17 protein-coding genes and 1 tRNA gene are annotated in these 15,296 nt (G+C 68.4%); 7 read left to right on the top strand and 11 right to left on the bottom strand.

The genetic code is table 11. The features are described from left to right. The first annotated feature begins 27 nt into the window (after positions 1-27). Positions 28-1,149, top strand: a complete 1,122-nt coding sequence (locus EV137_RS12300) for an FAD-dependent oxidoreductase (protein ID WP_134128612.1) — start codon at positions 28-30, stop codon at positions 1,147-1,149. On the opposite strand, the gene EV137_RS12305 is transcribed toward EV137_RS12300, so the two are convergent. The 6 genes from EV137_RS12305 to EV137_RS12330 form a co-directional block, all read right to left on the bottom strand. Continuing rightward, complete coding sequence (locus EV137_RS12305; protein WP_134001191.1) at positions 1,140-1,478, bottom strand: GroES family chaperonin; 339 nt, start codon at positions 1,476-1,478, stop codon at positions 1,140-1,142. The genes EV137_RS12300 and EV137_RS12305 overlap by 10 nt on opposite strands. Continuing rightward, positions 1,475-1,738 carry a DUF3618 domain-containing protein gene (locus tag EV137_RS12310; RefSeq protein WP_134001193.1) on the bottom strand — a complete coding sequence of 88 codons (264 nt, stop codon included), beginning with the start codon at positions 1,736-1,738 and terminating at the stop codon, positions 1,475-1,477. Before EV137_RS12310 ends, EV137_RS12305 begins: the two co-directional genes overlap by 4 nt. A 67-nt stretch (positions 1,739-1,805) precedes the next feature. Next, on the bottom strand, positions 1,806-2,849 hold the full coding sequence (locus EV137_RS12315) for a glucose 1-dehydrogenase (RefSeq protein ID WP_134001195.1): 1,044 nt from the start codon (positions 2,847-2,849) through the stop codon (positions 1,806-1,808). 4 nt (positions 2,850-2,853) lie between these two features. Continuing rightward, positions 2,854-3,696 (bottom strand): transglutaminase family protein, encoded by an 843-nt coding sequence (locus tag EV137_RS12320; RefSeq protein WP_134128614.1) that lies wholly within the window; start codon positions 3,694-3,696, stop codon positions 2,854-2,856. After that, complete coding sequence (locus tag EV137_RS12325; protein WP_134001199.1) at positions 3,693-4,637, bottom strand: alpha-E domain-containing protein; 945 nt, start codon at positions 4,635-4,637, stop codon at positions 3,693-3,695. Before EV137_RS12325 ends, EV137_RS12320 begins: the two co-directional genes overlap by 4 nt. 16 nt (positions 4,638-4,653) lie before the next feature. After that, a complete protein-coding gene (locus EV137_RS12330) occupies positions 4,654-6,231 on the bottom strand; it encodes a circularly permuted type 2 ATP-grasp protein (RefSeq protein WP_134001201.1) in 1,578 nt (525 codons plus the stop codon). Between the two features lie 100 nt (positions 6,232-6,331). Here EV137_RS12330 and bcp point away from each other — a divergent pair, with 100 nt between their 5' ends. The 3 genes from bcp (at position 6,332) to EV137_RS12345 (ending at position 8,937) form a co-directional block, all read left to right on the top strand. Next, entirely contained in the window at positions 6,332-6,799 is a 468-nt protein-coding gene (bcp, locus tag EV137_RS12335; protein ID WP_134001203.1) for a thioredoxin-dependent thiol peroxidase, read from the top strand. Positions 6,800-7,162: 363 nt separating this feature from the next. Then, entirely contained in the window at positions 7,163-8,794 is a 1,632-nt protein-coding gene (locus tag EV137_RS12340; protein WP_238175248.1) for a substrate-binding domain-containing protein, read from the top strand. A gap of 62 nt (positions 8,795-8,856) precedes the next feature. Next, positions 8,857-8,937, top strand: a tRNA-Leu gene (locus EV137_RS12345). 36 nt (positions 8,938-8,973) lie between these two features. Here the strand turns inward: EV137_RS12345 and EV137_RS12350 are convergent. Continuing rightward, the gene (locus tag EV137_RS12350) at positions 8,974-10,116 is read right to left on the bottom strand and encodes a PEP/pyruvate-binding domain-containing protein (RefSeq protein ID WP_134128616.1); all 1,143 of its coding nucleotides are present in this window, start codon (positions 10,114-10,116) and stop codon (positions 8,974-8,976) included. A 72-nt stretch (positions 10,117-10,188) separates the two neighbouring features. Between EV137_RS12350 and EV137_RS12355 the strand changes: the two genes are divergently transcribed. Next, positions 10,189-10,572 (top strand): DNA-binding protein, encoded by a 384-nt coding sequence (locus EV137_RS12355; RefSeq protein ID WP_134128618.1) that lies wholly within the window; start codon positions 10,189-10,191, stop codon positions 10,570-10,572. After that, positions 10,572-11,165: a transcriptional regulator gene (locus EV137_RS12360; RefSeq protein WP_134128620.1), complete on the top strand. Its 594-nt coding sequence runs from the start codon at positions 10,572-10,574 to the stop codon at positions 11,163-11,165. The genes EV137_RS12355 and EV137_RS12360 overlap by 1 nt, the downstream gene beginning before the upstream one ends. Here EV137_RS12360 and EV137_RS12365 read toward each other — a convergent pair. Genes EV137_RS12365 through EV137_RS12380 form a run of 4 tightly spaced genes read right to left on the bottom strand, consistent with a single transcriptional unit; the run spans position 11,162 to position 13,955 of the window. Beyond that, positions 11,162-11,752, bottom strand: coding sequence for a hypothetical protein (locus EV137_RS12365; RefSeq protein ID WP_134001213.1), 591 nt, complete (start codon positions 11,750-11,752; stop codon positions 11,162-11,164). The two genes, EV137_RS12360 and EV137_RS12365, sit on opposite strands and share 4 nt — an antisense overlap. Positions 11,753-11,754: 2 nt before the next feature. Then, positions 11,755-12,360, bottom strand: coding sequence for an RdgB/HAM1 family non-canonical purine NTP pyrophosphatase (rdgB, locus tag EV137_RS12370; RefSeq protein ID WP_134128622.1), 606 nt, complete (start codon positions 12,358-12,360; stop codon positions 11,755-11,757). Further along, a complete protein-coding gene (gene rph, locus EV137_RS12375) occupies positions 12,357-13,073 on the bottom strand; it encodes a ribonuclease PH (protein WP_134001217.1) in 717 nt (238 codons plus the stop codon). The genes rdgB and rph overlap by 4 nt, the downstream gene beginning before the upstream one ends. Positions 13,074-13,097: 24 nt before the next feature. Beyond that, a complete protein-coding gene (locus EV137_RS12380) occupies positions 13,098-13,955 on the bottom strand; it encodes an SGNH/GDSL hydrolase family protein (RefSeq protein WP_134128624.1) in 858 nt (285 codons plus the stop codon). Between the two features lie 146 nt (positions 13,956-14,101). Between EV137_RS12380 and EV137_RS12385 the strand changes: the two genes are divergently transcribed. Further along, a complete protein-coding gene (locus EV137_RS12385; protein ID WP_134128626.1) occupies positions 14,102-15,274 on the top strand; it encodes a Gfo/Idh/MocA family protein in 1,173 nt (390 codons plus the stop codon). The last annotated feature ends 22 nt before the right edge of the window (positions 15,275-15,296 follow it).

The following is a 15,296-nucleotide window of genomic DNA, read 5'->3' on the forward strand; positions in this document are numbered from 1 at the left end:
CGATCAGTGCGGACAGGGGGTGACCGAATGACGTATGACGTGGCAGTGGTGGGGGCCGGCGCGATGGGGTCGGCTGCCGCGCGGGCGCTGGCGGCGGCCGGGCGAGAGGTCGTCGTACTGGAGCAGTTCACGCTCGGGCACGAGCGCGGCGGGTCGCACGGCGCGACGCGGTTGTTCCGGCCGGCTGCGGACGACGCCGAGATAGCTGAGCTGACTGAGCGGGCGCGGCCGCTGTGGCGGGAGCTGGAGGCGGAGTCGGGTGAGACGCTGCTCGAGGAGACCGGTGGGATCGACCACGGGATGGGCGACGCTTCGGTCGAGACCTTCCGGTCGTTGCACGGGGCAACCGGGTCCGTGTTCTCGGCAGCGGAGGCTGCTGAGAGATGGCCCGGGTTCCGCTTCGAGACCGATGTGCTGTACCAGCCGGGGTCAGGTCGGCTGTACGCCGATCGGACCGTTCACGCGCTACAGGTCGTGGCTGGTCGTTTGGGCGCCGAGTTCCGGGTCCAGTCACCAGTACGGGCGCTGCGGGCGCATCACGGTTTTGTCGAGCTCGACGTACCAGGGGGCGCAGTGCGGGCGCGGCACGTCGTACTGGCCACTGGACCGTGGACTCCGAAGCTGGCAGAGGGAGTGGTGTCGTTGCCGCCCTTCACAGTGACTCAGGAGCAGCCGCGGTTCTTCACACCTCTGTCAGACGAGCTGGAGTGGCCGTCCTTCGTGCATCACGGCCCTACCAGCTACGGCCTCTACGAGCCCGGCTCCGGCGTCAAGGTCGGACTGCACGCGACCGGGCCGGAGGTGGACCCCGACGAGCGCGACTTCCAGCCGGAGCCGGAACGGGACTCGGCCCTGCTGCGGTACGTCGAGCAGTGGTACCCAGGGTTGGACCCCCACAGGTCCACGGCGATCAGCTGTCTCTACGACACCACACCGACGTCCGACTTCGTCATCGACCGCGCCGGACCGGTCACGGTCGCCGCCGGGTTCTCCGGCCAGGGATTCAAGTTCGTGCCGCTGGTCGGCGCGTTCGTCCGCGACCTGGTCACCGGCGCCGCCCAGAAGTCAGGCCAGAATTCAGGCCAGAAGTCAGCCCAGAGGTCAGTTCAGCCGCCGGCCCGGTTCAGATTCCAGAGCTTTCAGAGGTAGAGGCCGGTCTGCCCGTCCTCCAGGCGACCGGCGGCCACCGCATGCAGGTCGCGCTCGCGCAGCAGGATGTAGTCGTCGCCTCGCACCTCCACCTCGGCCCGGTCCTCCGGGTCGAACAGCACCCGGTCGTCGACCTCGACGGTCCGCACGTTCGCACCGATCGCGACCACCTTGGCCCAGGACAGGCGGCGGCCCATCTGCGCGGTGGCGGGGATCAGGATGCCTGCCGACGACTTCCGCTCGCCCTCCTGCTCGAGGGAGACCAGGACGCGGTCGTGCAGCATCCGGATCGGGAGTTTGTCGTCGGACAGCCGCTTGCGTGGAGTCACCGGCGACCCACCAGGCGGCGGATCACCAGGAGCACACCGACCACACCGCCGACGGCACCGACGACCGCGAGGATCTTCTGGGTCCGCAGCTGACCCCGCTCGTCGAAGACCTGGGCCTTGGCCTGCTCGACCTGCCGCAGGGCGACGTTCTTCGGGTTCGCCCGGTCGACCAGCTCGTCCACGGCCGAGGCCAGGCGCGCCCGGGTGGCGGCGATGTCCGCCTCGATCTGCTCGGCCGTCCGAGCCTTCGTGTCCGCCACGTGTCGGCGCTCCTTCCATCGGCGGGGCTGCCCCGATCTGCCCTTGGTCACCCACCATCCTCGCAGGTCATGCTCGCAGGTCCACGACCACCTTGATGTCTTCGGGTTCCCGTACCAATGCGTCCGGCCACTCGGACAGCGGCACGGTCCGGGTGATCAGCCGCTCCAGCCAGACCCGGTCCGCGGCCAGCAACACGTCAACGGCGTCGGCGTAGTGCCGCTTACCTGCGTTCACCGTCCCGACCAGGGCGGCGTTGCGGACCACCAACTGCCGGACCAGCGCGTCGAGTTGCACGTCGACCGTCGCCGGCCCGGGGTGGATCCCGGCCAGACACATGACACCAGCAGGCGGCAGCAGCGAGGCACAGTCGAACACCAGTTGCCCAGCACCCGTCGCCTCGATCACCACATCCGGTACGACGTCCAGCTGCCCCAGGTCGGTGATGTAGGTACCGCCAAGCGCCCGTACCAACTCTGGCTTCGGCCCGTCCTCAACCCGGTCCAGCACGTGTACGTCGTACCCGCGCTGCCGGGCGATCAGTGCGGCCAGCAACCCGATCGGTCCGGCGCCCGTCACCAGTACATGCTGCGGAGCGAACCACGATCGGGCTCCGACCTGGTCCACCTGCTCCCACGCCTTGGTGAGGATGCTTGCCGGCTCCACGAGCACACCGAGCTCTCCCAGCGCAGCAGGCACGGGTACGGCGAAGTACGGGTCGACCCGCCAGCGCTCAGCGCCGTACCCGTCCATCTCCTTGATGCCGCGCTCGGTGTACTGCCCGTTGCGGCAGAAGTCCCATTCACCTCGTGCACAGGCCGGACAGGGCACCGGGTCGGGTCGGCGTACCACTCCGGCGACCAGGTCGCCTGGGGCGAAGCCGGAGCCGGCAGGTGCCTCCAGCACGCGTCCGAGCGACTCGTGTCCGATGACGAGGTGGTCGGCGCCGGGACGGCCACTGCCGAACGCTCCGGAGACCAGCTCCAGGTCGGTCCCGCAGATGCCGGTGAGCAAGCCCTCCACCAGGATCGAACCGTCGACGACGGGAGGTTCTGGGACGTCGCCCACTGTCGCCGAGTCGGACTTGCCCGGCGTGACTGTCATGGCCCGCATCGGGTCAGGCTAACCGGGTCATGTCGACGGTCACCTCGATGGCCGTCGCTGCCTCGCCGGAGTAGATGCCCTTCAGCGGCGACACGTCCGCGTAGTCGCGGCCTGTCGCCACCCACACGTGCCGGTGCCCGATCGAGATGTCGTTGGTCGGGTCGAAGCCCCACCACTCGCCGGTCCACGCCTCCACCCACGCATGGCTCTCGCCGACGACCGTCTCGCCCACCGCCGCGTCCGGCTTGGTGTGCAGGTAGCCCGAGACGTAGCGGCTCGGTACACCGACCGCGCGCAGCATGGCCAGGGTGAGGTGCGCATAGTCCTGGCACACGCCCTCACCGGCCTGCCACGCGTCGACAGCGGACGAGTGCACACCTGTGGTGCCGCGCTGGTACTTCAGCGTGTCGTGGACCCACTTGGACACCGCCAGCACGGTCTCCTGCGGCGAACGGCCCCTGCGCAAGGAGCGGGCGACCGCGGACAGCTCCCGGTGCTTCGGCACGTAGGTGGTCCACTCCAGGTACTCGGCGTACGTGTCCAGGACGTCCGCTGACTTGAGCTGCACCCAGGTGACCTCAGCCGACGGCGGCGGCTGGTCGCTCGTCTCGACGACGGAGGCCGCGATCACCTTCAGTTCGGTGTGTGGGCTGTGCAGATCGAAGGAGTTGACCTCGGTACCCCAGTAGTCCGTGTACTTGTACGCGCGGGCCGGAGGGATCGTCTCCAGCCGAGCCACCATGAGGTTCTGCCGGTCGTCATGACGCGGTGTCAGCCTGGCTTCGTTGTAGGACTGGGTCACGGCCGTCGCGTAGCGGTAGCCCGTCGTGTGCACGACGCGGAGGCGCCAGTTCACAGGTTCACCTCCGTGTTGTTCCACTCGATCCACGGCACCGCATGGAAGTACTGCCGGGACACCGCCTCACCGACATCGCGGACCGTCGCCTGCAGCGCCTGCAGTCTGCCGGTCAGGTTGTCCAGCAGCTCCGCCGGCTGCAGGAACTCAAGATCGCTGCGTGCCTTCCCCAGCAACCGCGACGCCTCCGCACCCGCACCGATCCGCGCCGACGGCCCGTGGTCGAGGTCCTCCAGACAGGACTCCGCCTGCTGCAGCGCATGGAACACCGACCGCGGGAAGAGCCGGTCCAGCAACAAGAACTGCACCACGCGGGACGCGTCGAGCGCACCGCGGTACGTCCGCAGGTACGTGTCGTGCGCACCCGCAGAACGCAGTACTGTCACCCAGCCGGGCGACGTGGGCCGGTCGCCTACTCGGGACATCAGCAGCCTGACAAGCATGTCCACTCGCTCCACCGACCGCCCCAGCACCAGGAACCGCCAGCCGTCGTCGCGGCTCATCGTGGAGTCGGCCAGCCCGGCGAACATCGCGGCCCGGTTCTCCACGAACGTGAAGAACTCGTGCGGCCCTACCCGGCGCGCAGCACGCTGCCGCTCGGGTACGGCGTTCCACATCGCGTTGATGCACTGCCACAGCTCACTCGACACCACCTCACGCGCGACCCGGGTGTTCTCCCGCGCGCTGGCGATCGAGGACACGATCGACCCGGTCTCGGGCGACATCGCGACCAGCTCGGTCAGGCCCCACACGTCCAGCTCGCTGCCGTCCGGTGGGGTGATGCCGAGGACCGAGAGCAGCCGGCGGCTGGCCGTGTCGGCGTCGACGGTGGCGTCCTCCAGCAGTTGGTGGACCGAGACATCGAGGATCCGCGCGGTGTCGTCCGCGCGTTCGACGTACCGGCCGATCCAGTACAGCGACTCGGCGTTGCGTGCGAGCATCGTCAGCACCTCCTCATCACTGTTGCTGCTGCTGTTGGGCGGCGTTCAGCTCAGGGCCTTGCTCCGGCGTACTCTCCGGCTTCACCGCGGGGGTCCCGAGACCGGGTCCACGAAGCTCTGCGTCCTCACCGGACGCTCTGGGCGCCAGCACCCACGTGTCCTTGGACCCGCCGCCTTGTGACGAGTTGACGATCAGGCTGCCCTCGGGAATCGCCACCCTGGTCAGTCCACCTGGCAGAACGAACACGTCCTCGCCGTCGTTGACCGCGAACGGCCTCAGGTCCACATGTCGTGGCTGCAGCCGTTCACCCACCTTCGTCGGCACAGTGGACAGCTGTACGACGGGTTGCGCGATCCAGCCCCGTGGGTTGGCCCTGATGCGCCTCCGCTGTGCCTGGAGCTCCTTGGGCGAGGCATCCGGCCCGAACACGATGCCGTACCCACCAGAGCCCTCTACCGGCTTGGTGACCAGCTCGTCCAGGCGGTCCAGTACTTCAGCATGCTCTGCGGGCAGCCAGCACCGGTACGTGTCGACGTTCGGCAGCAGCGGCGTTTCGCCCAGGTAGTACTTGAGGATCTCCGGAAGGTACGTGTAGATCAGCTTGTCGTCACCGACACCGTTGCCGATCGCATTGGCGATCACCACGTTTCCTGCGCGCGCCGCGTTCACCAGACCCGCCACACCGAGCACGGAGTCCGGAACGAACTGCACCGGGTCCAGGAACTCGTCGTCGATCCGCCGGTAGATCACGTCGACGCGCTGCTCGCCTTCTGTCGTCCGCAGGTAGATGACGTTGTTGCGGGCCAACAGGTCCCGCCCCTCGACCAGCTCCACCCCCATCTGCCGTGCCAGCAGCGAGTGCTCGAAGTACGCCGAGTTGTAGACACCTGGTGTCAGTACGACGACGTTCGGGTCAGTCACGCCGGGTGCCGCGGCCCGCAGCGAGCGGAGGAGGTGTACGGCGTAGTCGCCGACCGCACGGACCCGGTGCTTGGCGAACAGGTCCGGGAACACGCGTGCCATCGTCCGGCGGTTCTCCATCACGTACGAGACCCCGGACGGGCTCCGCAGGTTGTCCTCGAGCACCCGGAAGTCGCCCTGCTCGTCACGCACCACGTCGATCCCGGCCACGTGGATGCGGACACCGTTCGGCGGTGCGATACCGGCTGCCTGCCGGTGGAAGTGCTCACAGGAGGTGATCAGCCGGCGTGGCAGTACGCCGTCCGCAACGATCTGCTGCTCGCCGTAGATGTCGGCCAGGAACGCCTCCAGTGCCCGCACCCGCTGTACGACGCCACGCTCCAGCCGCGACCACTCCGACGCCGTGATCACCCGCGGCACCAGGTCCAGCGGGAACGGCCGCTCCTCCCCTGACAGGCTGAACGTGATCCCCTGGTCGACGAGCGCCCGGTCGAGCGCCTCGGACCGAGTAGTCAGGTCCGCGGGCTGCAACGGCTGTAACGAGTCGTGCAGCCGCTTGTACGCCGTACGCACGCCGTCGACCGGATCGAACATCTCGTCGTACGCCCCGGCATGCGGACGACGCGGGTCGAGGTAGCCGTCGAACAACTGGCGGGAGGATGCGCGGCTCATCTGCGCATCTTCACCCACCCAGCCGCCGCTCGCACCCCGAAAGGGCCTAGTTCTTCCGCACGTAACATTGCGCCCAGTAGACCTACCCGTGGAGGACCTGATGTCCGATCGTCTGTCCGTTGGCGACACCGCCCCCGACTTCACCCTGCCCGATGCCGACGGCAACGAGGTGGCACTCGCGGACCTGCGCGGAAAGAACGTGATCGTCTACTTCTATCCGGCCGCGATGACGCCGGGCTGCACCAAGCAGGCCTGCGACTTCCGGGACTCGCTCGACTCGCTACAGGCCGCTGGGTACGCCGTACTCGGGATCTCCCCCGACAAGCCGGCCAAGCTGGCGAAGTTCCGGGACCGCGACGGCGTGACGTTCCCGCTGCTCAGCGACCCGGACAAGGAGGTCCTGCAGGCGTACGGCGCGTTCGGCGAGAAGACCATGTACGGGAAGAAGGTGACCGGGGTGATCCGGTCCACGTTCGTCGTCGACCCCGAGGGGAAGGTCGCGGTCGCGCAGTACAACGTGAAGGCGACCGGCCACGTCGCCAAGCTGCGCCGCGACCTGGGCCTGTGACCTGAGCCTGTGACCTGAGATGGTGACCTGAGATTGTGAAAAGGCACCTCACCGTGGGCGTTTCCGGAGGGAAACCTTCGACCGTTTCATGCACTTGGTCCATGGAACGGTCGTTTAAGCAAACCATCGCTGTGATTTGGGTCACACAAACATCTCAGCGGATCGCAGCGGAGTCGGCACTCTCGGTGAGTTTTTAAGCGTTCCTGTGAAAGAGCGGTACTCCGGGGACGGTTCCGGTTCAGCGACGGGTGTGTCACGACCGTCGGCGGCCTTCGCCGTGACGTGCGGAAACCGGGTAATCTGCGCGCGCAGTCTGCCTCTGGGAGGGAGGGACCTGCCGCGATGGGAAAACATTCCTCTGCGGTGACGCGAAGTAACAACAACCGTCGCTCGGTGTACATCACCGCGGTCGGGCTACTGGTGCTGTCGTTGGGCGCCGTCTTCGTAGTCCGGTCCTTCGGGTCCGAGGCGGGCGCCGACGGGTTCCTCGGCGGCGGCAAGGCCTGCGCCGACCCGACACAGATCCAGCTGGCCACGACGCCCGAGTTGCAGTCCCCGCTCGAAGCCGCGGCCAAGTCGCTCGCGGCCAAGGGCGGCAAGGACGGCACCCCGTGCCTGCAGGTCACGGTCAGCTCGGCGCCGTCGGCACAGATCGCGAGGGACGTCGCGCACGGCAGCGACAACCGGCCGGACCTGTGGGTCCCGGACTCCTCGCTGTGGGTCGCGCAGGCCGACGACGGCCAGAGCGTCCCGAGCATCGCGGTGGCCTCCGTCGCCACGTCGCCGATGGTCATCGTCGGCCGGCGCGACAACTTCGCCGACACCTCGTCCTGGCTACGCATCATGGCCGCGAACCAGCCGGCACTGCTCGACCCGCTGAACACCACTCCCGGCGCACTCACATTGCTGGCGGTGCAGAGCGAGCGGCAGAAGACGTCGGCCTCCGACGGTCAGGTGTCGCAGTTGATCGTTCCGCTGGCCCAGCGACTCGGGTCGATGGCCAAGCCGTACACGGACGTCAGCGCGCTGTTCGGTCGCGCCGACCAGGACGGCAGCAAGATCGTCGTACCGGCGTCCGAGCAGAGTTTCGTGAAGTACCAGGAGGAGCACCCTGAGGCGCAACTCCGGGCGATCCAGCCGGACACCGGCACGCTGTACCTGGACTACCCGATCGTGGTCACGGCCAAGTCCGACGCCGAAGCGGCGAACGACGCGGCTCAGGCGCTGGCCACCGAACTGCTGACCGACAGCGCCGCACAGGCGCGCGACCAGGCAGGCTTCCGGGACACCACGCTGAACCCGCTCGGCGGCGGTCGCGGCGTCGGCGACGTGAACCAGCTGACCAAGCCGACCAGCGAGGCGATCGACACCACGCTGCAGAACTGGACCCGGCTGTCGCTGTCCACGCACTCGCTGGCGGTCATCGACATCTCCGGTTCGATGGCGGAGAAGGTCGGCGCCAAGACCCGGATGCAGCTCACGATCGAAGCCGCGATCGGCGGCCTGAACCTGTTCCCGGACAGCGCCCAGCTCGGCCTGTGGACGTTCTCCACGAACATCGGCGCGGACAAGGCCGACTTCAAACCGCTGGTGCCGATCGCTCCGCTGTCGCAACGGCAGCGCGGAAAGATCGTCGAGCAACTGAAGATCCAGCACCCGATCCCGAACGGCGGCACCGGGCTGTACGACACCGCGATCGCCGCGGTCCGCCAGGTCCGGCAGGAGTACAAGGCGACCGCGGTCAACACGGTCCTGCTGTTCACCGACGGCAAGAACGACGACCCCGGGAGCCCGACGCTGGCCGAGGCCGTCCAGGCGCTCAAGGCCCAGCAGGACCCGTCCCGCCCGGTCCGCATCATCGCCCTGGGCATGGGCCCCGAGGCGAACGCCGACGAACTCGCTGCGCTGGCCGGAGCCACCGGCGGCGCGTCGTACGTCGCCCGCAACCCCGGCGACCTGAAGAACGTCTTCATCGACGCCCTCCAGAGCCGCTGACCCCACCGAAGGCCGACGCCTCCCCTAGGATGTCTACCCAGGGGAGGCACCAGCCCTCCTCAGCCAGAGTGGTGGAACGGCAGACACACCGGCTTTAGGTGCCGGCGCCCCCGGGCGTGCGGGTTCAACTCCCGCCTCTGGCACAACCAGTAGAACCTCCGGCCGCAGGCCGTCGCGCGTTAGATGCGGACGGTGCCTGCGGTGCCGTTGAGGGTGGTTGGGGTGTTGTCGGGGATTCGGGTTGTGGCTTCAGGAACGGCCAGGACTGCGGGGATGCCTTGTTCTCGGGCGACTATGGCGGCGTGGGACAGGAGGCCGCCTTGTTCGGTGATTACGCCGGCGGCTATGGACAGGAGAGGGGTCCAGGCGGGGTCGGTGAAGGGGCAGATGAGGATGTCACCGGGGTGGACGGTGGGGAAGTCGGCTGGGCCGCGGACGACTCTGGCGGGGCCGATTGCGGTGCCGTGGCTGCCTGGCACGCCGACCAGTAGGTTGCGGTCGCCGGTGGGGAGTGCGGGGGCAGCGGGGGGTTGGGTTGTGATGGGGCGGGATTGTAGGAGCCAGGGGGTGTTGGTGGTTACGGACCATTCGATGTCTTGAGGGCTGCCTAGGACCGTGGTGACTGTTTGGGCTAACGCTGCCAGTTGTACGGCGGTGGCGTCGGAGAGGGTCGGCGTACGGCGTTGAGCGGTGGGGACCTGGCGGACGGTCAGGGCTGAGCCTCGGCGGTCGAGGGACGTTAGTTTGTTGGCGATTGTGTGGGTGACTATGCCGTCTGGGGTGACCTGGTAGCGGTCGGCGGTTACGCGGCCTTCTACGACGCTGGGGCCCAGGCCCCAGGAGGCCTCTATCAGCGTGGGGCCGTTTGCGCTGGTGAACATCACGCCGGAGATGTCCGCGTCCAGGTGGCGCTGAATGATCACGGCCATCGCCGGTGCCTCGGAGCCGCTGCGGTACGCCGTTGCGCGTGGGGACCACACGGACGCCCAGCAGGCGCGTACGGCGTCGACGATCGCATCGATCCCTTGTACGCCGAGGAAGCTGTCGTGCTGCCCCGCTGCCGATGCGAGCGCGGTGTCCTCGTTCGCGGCCGACGACCGGACGGCGACCGGCGGATCACCCACGCTCGCAAGCCACCGCGAGAGCTCGCCGACGAGCTTGTCCGGCAGCCCATCGACGGGCCTGCCCGGCACAGCCTGCTGAGCATCGAACGGGATGACGATGCCTTCGGGGACCGGTAGGGCGTTGCGGAGGAGGGTGGCGAGGGTGGCTGCTTTGGCGCCGCACCGGTCGGTGGTTGCGTCCGCGAGCGGCACCAGCATACGAGGCTCCTATCAACGAAACGTTGACAACGGAATGTTGACAACGTTCTGTTGATGATCCACTGTAGGTGGATGCGACGCAAGCAGGACGCGGGGGCGACCGCGGACCAGGAACAGGCCGAACGCCAGCGCGAGGCCCGGGAGCAACTACTCGCCCTGGGCGCGAAGGACCTGCCGGCCCGGCCGTGGCGACCGGCGCCGATCCCCTTGTCTGCGGTGGATTTCACGCAGTTCGCGGCCTGGCGAGCGTCCGAACTGAGCGACGACGATCTGCTAGCGGCGCTAGCGTTGTTGCCGGCTGCTCGGGCGGAGGTCGACGAGGTCGAGGCCGGCCTGCTGTTCATGGCCAGGAGCGCGGGGCTGACCTGGGCGGAAATGGCCGATGCGATGGGGTTCAGCTCGCCGCAGGCCTGTCAGCAGCGGTTCAACCGGCTGTCCGCACGGCAGGACACCTGATGCACCTCGTACTGCATGCAGTCCGCCTGCTGGGGTTCGCGGACACGAAGGCGATCGCGCGACGTTTTGACCTGCAGGGCGTCGAGGAGGTCTTGAAGGACGCCGAGGCACGCGGGTGGGCGACGTACAGCAGCTTCGCAGGTACGTCGGGTTGGTCGCTCACCGAAGCGGGTCGCGCGGAGAACGAGCGCCTGCTCAAGGCGGAGCTCACCGACGTGGACGCGATCAGGAAGGTGTACGCCGACTTCTTGCCGCTGAACGGCATGTTGCAGCAGGCCTGCACCGACTGGCAACTGCGGCCGGTGGACGGTGATCCGCTGGCGGCAAATGATCACTCTGACGCCGCCTGGGATGCCGGGGTGCTGCACGAACTCAAGGTGATCGATGGAGCGCTCGGGAGCATCACCCGGCGGTTGACGGACGTGTTGCCGCGATTCGACGGGTATGACCGGCGGTTCTCACAAGCGCTGGCACGCGCCACCGCAGGCGAGACCGCGTGGGTCGACCGCAGCGACGTCGACTCCTGCCACCGCGTCTGGTTCGAACTCCACGAGGACCTCCTCGCCACCCTCAACCTCCACCGCGGCGACTAGTTGCCCAACGCATCCAGGTAGGCCGCACCACGGGGGGTGAGGCGGTAGCCGACCTCGAGGCTGTGGGTGAGGCCCAGGTTCTTGAGTTTCCGTACGTCGAGCTTGAACGGTGCTGTCTCGCGCCCGACGGACGCGGCGAGGTCCGCCGCCCGGGTGGCCGGCCTGGACTCGATCAGGCGAAGCGTCTGCTCGGTCCAGGGCCCGTGGTGGCTGAGCTGGTCGAACTGGGCCAGCCGCGTTCGCAGGTCGTCCAGGTCCTCCGGGGTCAACGACGACTGGGCAGCCAGCTCCTCGCGCGGATCCGGGCCCTCGACCAGGTGGAAGCGGATCAGGAACGTCGGCAACGTGTCATCGCCCCGCAGCCGGCGCCGCACGTCCTTCGCGTTCTGACGGTCGGCGAGTACCAGGTCCGGGTCGTTGTCGACGATCAGGTCCGGGTTCACCTGGCGGATGCTGTCGATCTCGATCCGGCCCGCGTTCGTCCGGTAGATCCGCCCCTCGACCACCCGCGGCTCGGCCCACCGCCGGTACGCCACGGTGATCCGCCCGCTCTCGACGCCGTCCTTGTCCGTTCCAGCGAACAACATCTCTAGCTCCCCAACGCCTTCGCCACGATCGGGGCCAGTGCGCGCAACGCCTTGCCGCGGTGGCTGATCGCGTCCTTCTCCTCGATCGACAGCTCCGCGGTCGTGCGGTCGTATCCCTCGGCCTGGAACAGTACGTCGTACCCGAACCCGCCGGTCCCCCGCAGCGAGCGGATCACCGACCCGCGCATCTCGCCCAGCACCAGTTCCTCCGGCCCGTCCGGCCGGACGAACGCGACCGCCGCCACGAACGACGCACCGCGACGCTCGTCCGGTACGTCCTCCAGCTGCCCGAGCAGCAGCAGGTTGTTCGCGTGGTTGTCCTTCGCCGGCCCCGACCAGCGCGCCGACAGCACGCCGGGCATCCCGTTCAGTGCGTCCACGCAGATCCCGCTGTCGTCGGCGATCGACGGCAGCCCGGTCGCGGCGAGCGCGGCCCGTGCCTTGAGCAGCGCGTTCCCCTCGAACGTCGGTTCGGTCTCGGCCGGTTCGTCGTACGGCGGTACGTCGCCGAGCCCGAGCACCTCGATCCCGGGCACGATCGGCGTCAGGATCCGCCGCAGCTCCTCGAGCTTCTTCTTGTTGTTCGAGGCAAGCAGTACACGACTCACGCCAACGCCTCCTGCTGGATCTTGGCGAGGTCGGCACAGCCGGAGATGCCCAGCTCCAGCAGGCTGTCCAGCTCGGCGCGGTCGAACGGCGCGCCCTCCGCCGTCCCCTGCACCTCGATGAACTTGCCGTCGCCGGTGATCACCAGGTTCATGTCCGTCTCGGCGCGGACGTCCTCCTCGTAGCAGAGGTCCAGCATCGGCACCGAGTCGACGATGCCGACCGACACCGCGGACACCGTCCCGGTCAGCGGCTCGCTCTTCAGCAGCTTCCGCTCCCGCAGGAACGACACCGCGTCCGCGAGCGCGACGTACGCACCGGTGATCGCCGCGGTCCGCGTGCCGCCGTCGGCCTGCAGTACGTCGCAGTCGAGCAGGATGGTGTTCTCGCCGAGCGCCTTGTAGTCGATCACGGCCCGCAGCGAGCGACCGATCAGCCGGGAGATCTCGTGGGTGCGCCCACCGATCCGGCCCTTCACCGACTCGCGGTCCGAACGGGTGTTGGTGGCCCGCGGGAGCATTGCGTACTCCGCGCTCACCCAGCCGAGACCGGAGCCCTTGCGCCAGCGCGGCACGCCCTCGGTCACACTCGCCGCGCACAGCACCCGGGTGCGCCCGAACTCGACCAGCACCGAGCCCTCGGCGTGGTCGAGCCAGTTCCGGGTCACCGTCACGGGTCGGAGCTGGTCAGCATTACGTCCGTCAATCCGAGCCATACCCAAGACCCTAGTCGCAGTTGCTCAGGTCCGAAGAACCGGCGGGAGCTCCTCTCGCTTCTTCGGACGCAAGCGCATCCCCTCCGCGGACGGGAGCGACTGCGTCAGCGCCATCCGGGCCGCCCACGGCAGCAGGTCGTTGGCCCGGCGCCCGACCCACGGCACGCCTTCGCGCACCAGCCACGCCGCGTTCGCCCACTTGCTCGGCGGCCGGTACGCACAGTCCAGCTCCGGCCGTACGTCGATGCGCAGCCCGCGGGCCGCCAACTCGTCCGCGAACGCCCGGGCGAGCTTGCGATGCCCGCGCTCCCCCGGATGCAGCCGGTCGACGCTCCAGAAGTCCCGCCGGTACACCTCCGGGTAGTCGGCCATGTCCAGCCGGATCCCACCGAACCGGGCGTGCAGGTCGTCGAACGCGACGTTGACCTGCTCGATCCGATGCCACAGCGGCCGCCGCAACCACCGCGGCAGGCCGAACACCTGGCCGTGGTCGTGGAACCGGACGGTGAGCAGCAACGCGCCCCGGGCGGTCAGTTGCTCGGCGCACAGGTTCAGGTGCTCGCGGATCCGGCCGGCGTCGAAGGTGGATCGCAAGGTGTCGTTGACCCCGACGATCAGCGAAGCAAGGTCGACAGGACCATCACCCGTTGAGGGGAGTTGCTCGGTCGCGACGACCGGCACGGTGGCGCCGCTGGTCGCGTAGTTGGAGAACGTCACACGGTGGGTGCTGGCCAGGGAGTCGGCGAGCAACGAGGCCCAGCCCCGCCACCCCTCGCCCGGGCGCGCACCGGCACCGGACAGGTCGGTCGTACTGCTGCCGTTCATCGGGTCCCCGACCCCTACTGTGGTCGAGTCCCCCAGTGCCACGTAGTGGAGGCTCACATTCCGCCATGGTGACGGCACGGAGCGAGACGCCGATGTGCGGCGGATGACCAGTGCGGCAATTCCAGCTGGAGGATCGGTGATTGCTTGCCAGAATTGCTCGGAGTTAGGCTGTTGCAAACAACTATGTGCAGGAGTTGCCTGGTATGACTGATCTTCGGTTTGGCGTGGTGGGGCTCGGCGCCCGCAGCCGCATCGCGCAGTACGCGCACCGTCCCGGCGAGGGCTCGGAAGTTGTCGCGGTCTGTGACCCGGTCGCGGGACAGCGGGACCTCGCACTGGAGCAGTACCCGGACGCGACGGCGTACGCCGACCACTCCGAACTGCTGGACCAGAAGCTCGACGGCGTGTTCCTGACCACGCCCGACGACCTGCACGAGGGTCCGGCGATCGACTTCCTCCAGGCCGGGGTGCCGGTGTTCGTGGAGAAGCCGCTGGCGATCACCACCGAGGGCTGCGACCGGGTCCTGCGGGCCGCGTACGACTCCGGCGCCCGGCTGTACGTCGGCCACAACATGCGGCACATGCCCGTCGTCCTGACGATGCGCAAGCTGATCCAGGACGGCGCGATCGGCGACGTGAAGGCCATCTGGTGCCGGCACTTCGTCGGCCACGGCGGCGACTTCTACTTCAAGGACTGGCACGCGGACCGCACCCGCACCACCGGCCTGCTGCTGCAGAAGGGTGCCCACGACATCGACGTGATGCACTGGCTGGCCGGCGGCTACACGACCCGGGTGAACGCAATGGGCGCGCTCACGCTGTACGGCGGGATCACCGACCGGATGGACCGCACCGGTCAGCGGTTCAAGGATTTCGTGTCCAACGACAACTGGCCGCCGCTGGAGCAGAAGGGCCTGGCGCCGGTGATGGACGTCGAGGACCTCTCGATGGCGAACCTGCTGCTGGACAACGGGGTGTTCCTCACCTACGAGCAGTGCCACTACACGCCGGACTACTGGCGCAACTACACGGTGATCGGCACCCACGGCCGGCTCGAGAACTTCGGTGACACGGCGGGCGGCGTGGTGAAGGTGTGGAACAGCCGCCGCTCCGGGTACCGCGAGGACGCCGACCAGGTCGTCGAGATCGCAGGCGAGACCGAGCACCACGGCGGCGCCGACCCGCACCTGGTCGCCGAGTTCGTGAGCTTCGTCCGCGACGGCGGCGCGACGCTCACCTCCCCGATCGCGGCCCGCGCCGCGGTCGCCGCCGGCTACGCCGCCACCCAGTCCCTGCGCGCGAACGGCGTACCGCAGGACGTCCCGGCACTGGACCCGGCCCTGGTCGAGTATTTCGACAACGGACAGACGCGCTGACAGTGCTACGCTTTTCGACGTG

Origin of the sequence: Kribbella pratensis (genome assembly GCF_004366075.1) — a bacterium.
GTDB lineage: Bacteria > Actinomycetota > Actinomycetes > Propionibacteriales > Kribbellaceae > Kribbella > Kribbella pratensis.

What these genes read in the sequence shown, in the direction of transcription:
- EV137_RS12300 (WP_134128612.1), top strand. Translation starts at nt 28, where the DNA reads ATGACGTATGACGTGGCAGTGGTGGGGGCCGGCGCGATGGGGTCGGCT.
- EV137_RS12315 (WP_134001195.1), bottom strand. Translation starts at nt 2,849, where the DNA reads ATGCGGGCCATGACAGTCACGCCGGGCAAGTCCGACTCGGCGACAGTG.
- EV137_RS12325 (WP_134001199.1), bottom strand. Translation starts at nt 4,637, where the DNA reads ATGCTCGCACGCAACGCCGAGTCGCTGTACTGGATCGGCCGGTACGTC.
- EV137_RS12330 (WP_134001201.1), bottom strand. Translation starts at nt 6,231, where the DNA reads ATGAGCCGCGCATCCTCCCGCCAGTTGTTCGACGGCTACCTCGACCCG.
- bcp (WP_134001203.1), top strand. Translation starts at nt 6,332, where the DNA reads ATGTCCGATCGTCTGTCCGTTGGCGACACCGCCCCCGACTTCACCCTG.
- EV137_RS12350 (WP_134128616.1), bottom strand. Translation starts at nt 10,116, where the DNA reads ATGCTGGTGCCGCTCGCGGACGCAACCACCGACCGGTGCGGCGCCAAA.
- EV137_RS12355 (WP_134128618.1), top strand. Translation starts at nt 10,189, where the DNA reads ATGCGACGCAAGCAGGACGCGGGGGCGACCGCGGACCAGGAACAGGCC.
- EV137_RS12360 (WP_134128620.1), top strand. Translation starts at nt 10,572, where the DNA reads ATGCACCTCGTACTGCATGCAGTCCGCCTGCTGGGGTTCGCGGACACG.
- EV137_RS12365 (WP_134001213.1), bottom strand. Translation starts at nt 11,752, where the DNA reads ATGTTGTTCGCTGGAACGGACAAGGACGGCGTCGAGAGCGGGCGGATC.
- rph (WP_134001217.1), bottom strand. Translation starts at nt 13,073, where the DNA reads ATGGCTCGGATTGACGGACGTAATGCTGACCAGCTCCGACCCGTGACG.
- EV137_RS12385 (WP_134128626.1), top strand. Translation starts at nt 14,102, where the DNA reads ATGACTGATCTTCGGTTTGGCGTGGTGGGGCTCGGCGCCCGCAGCCGC.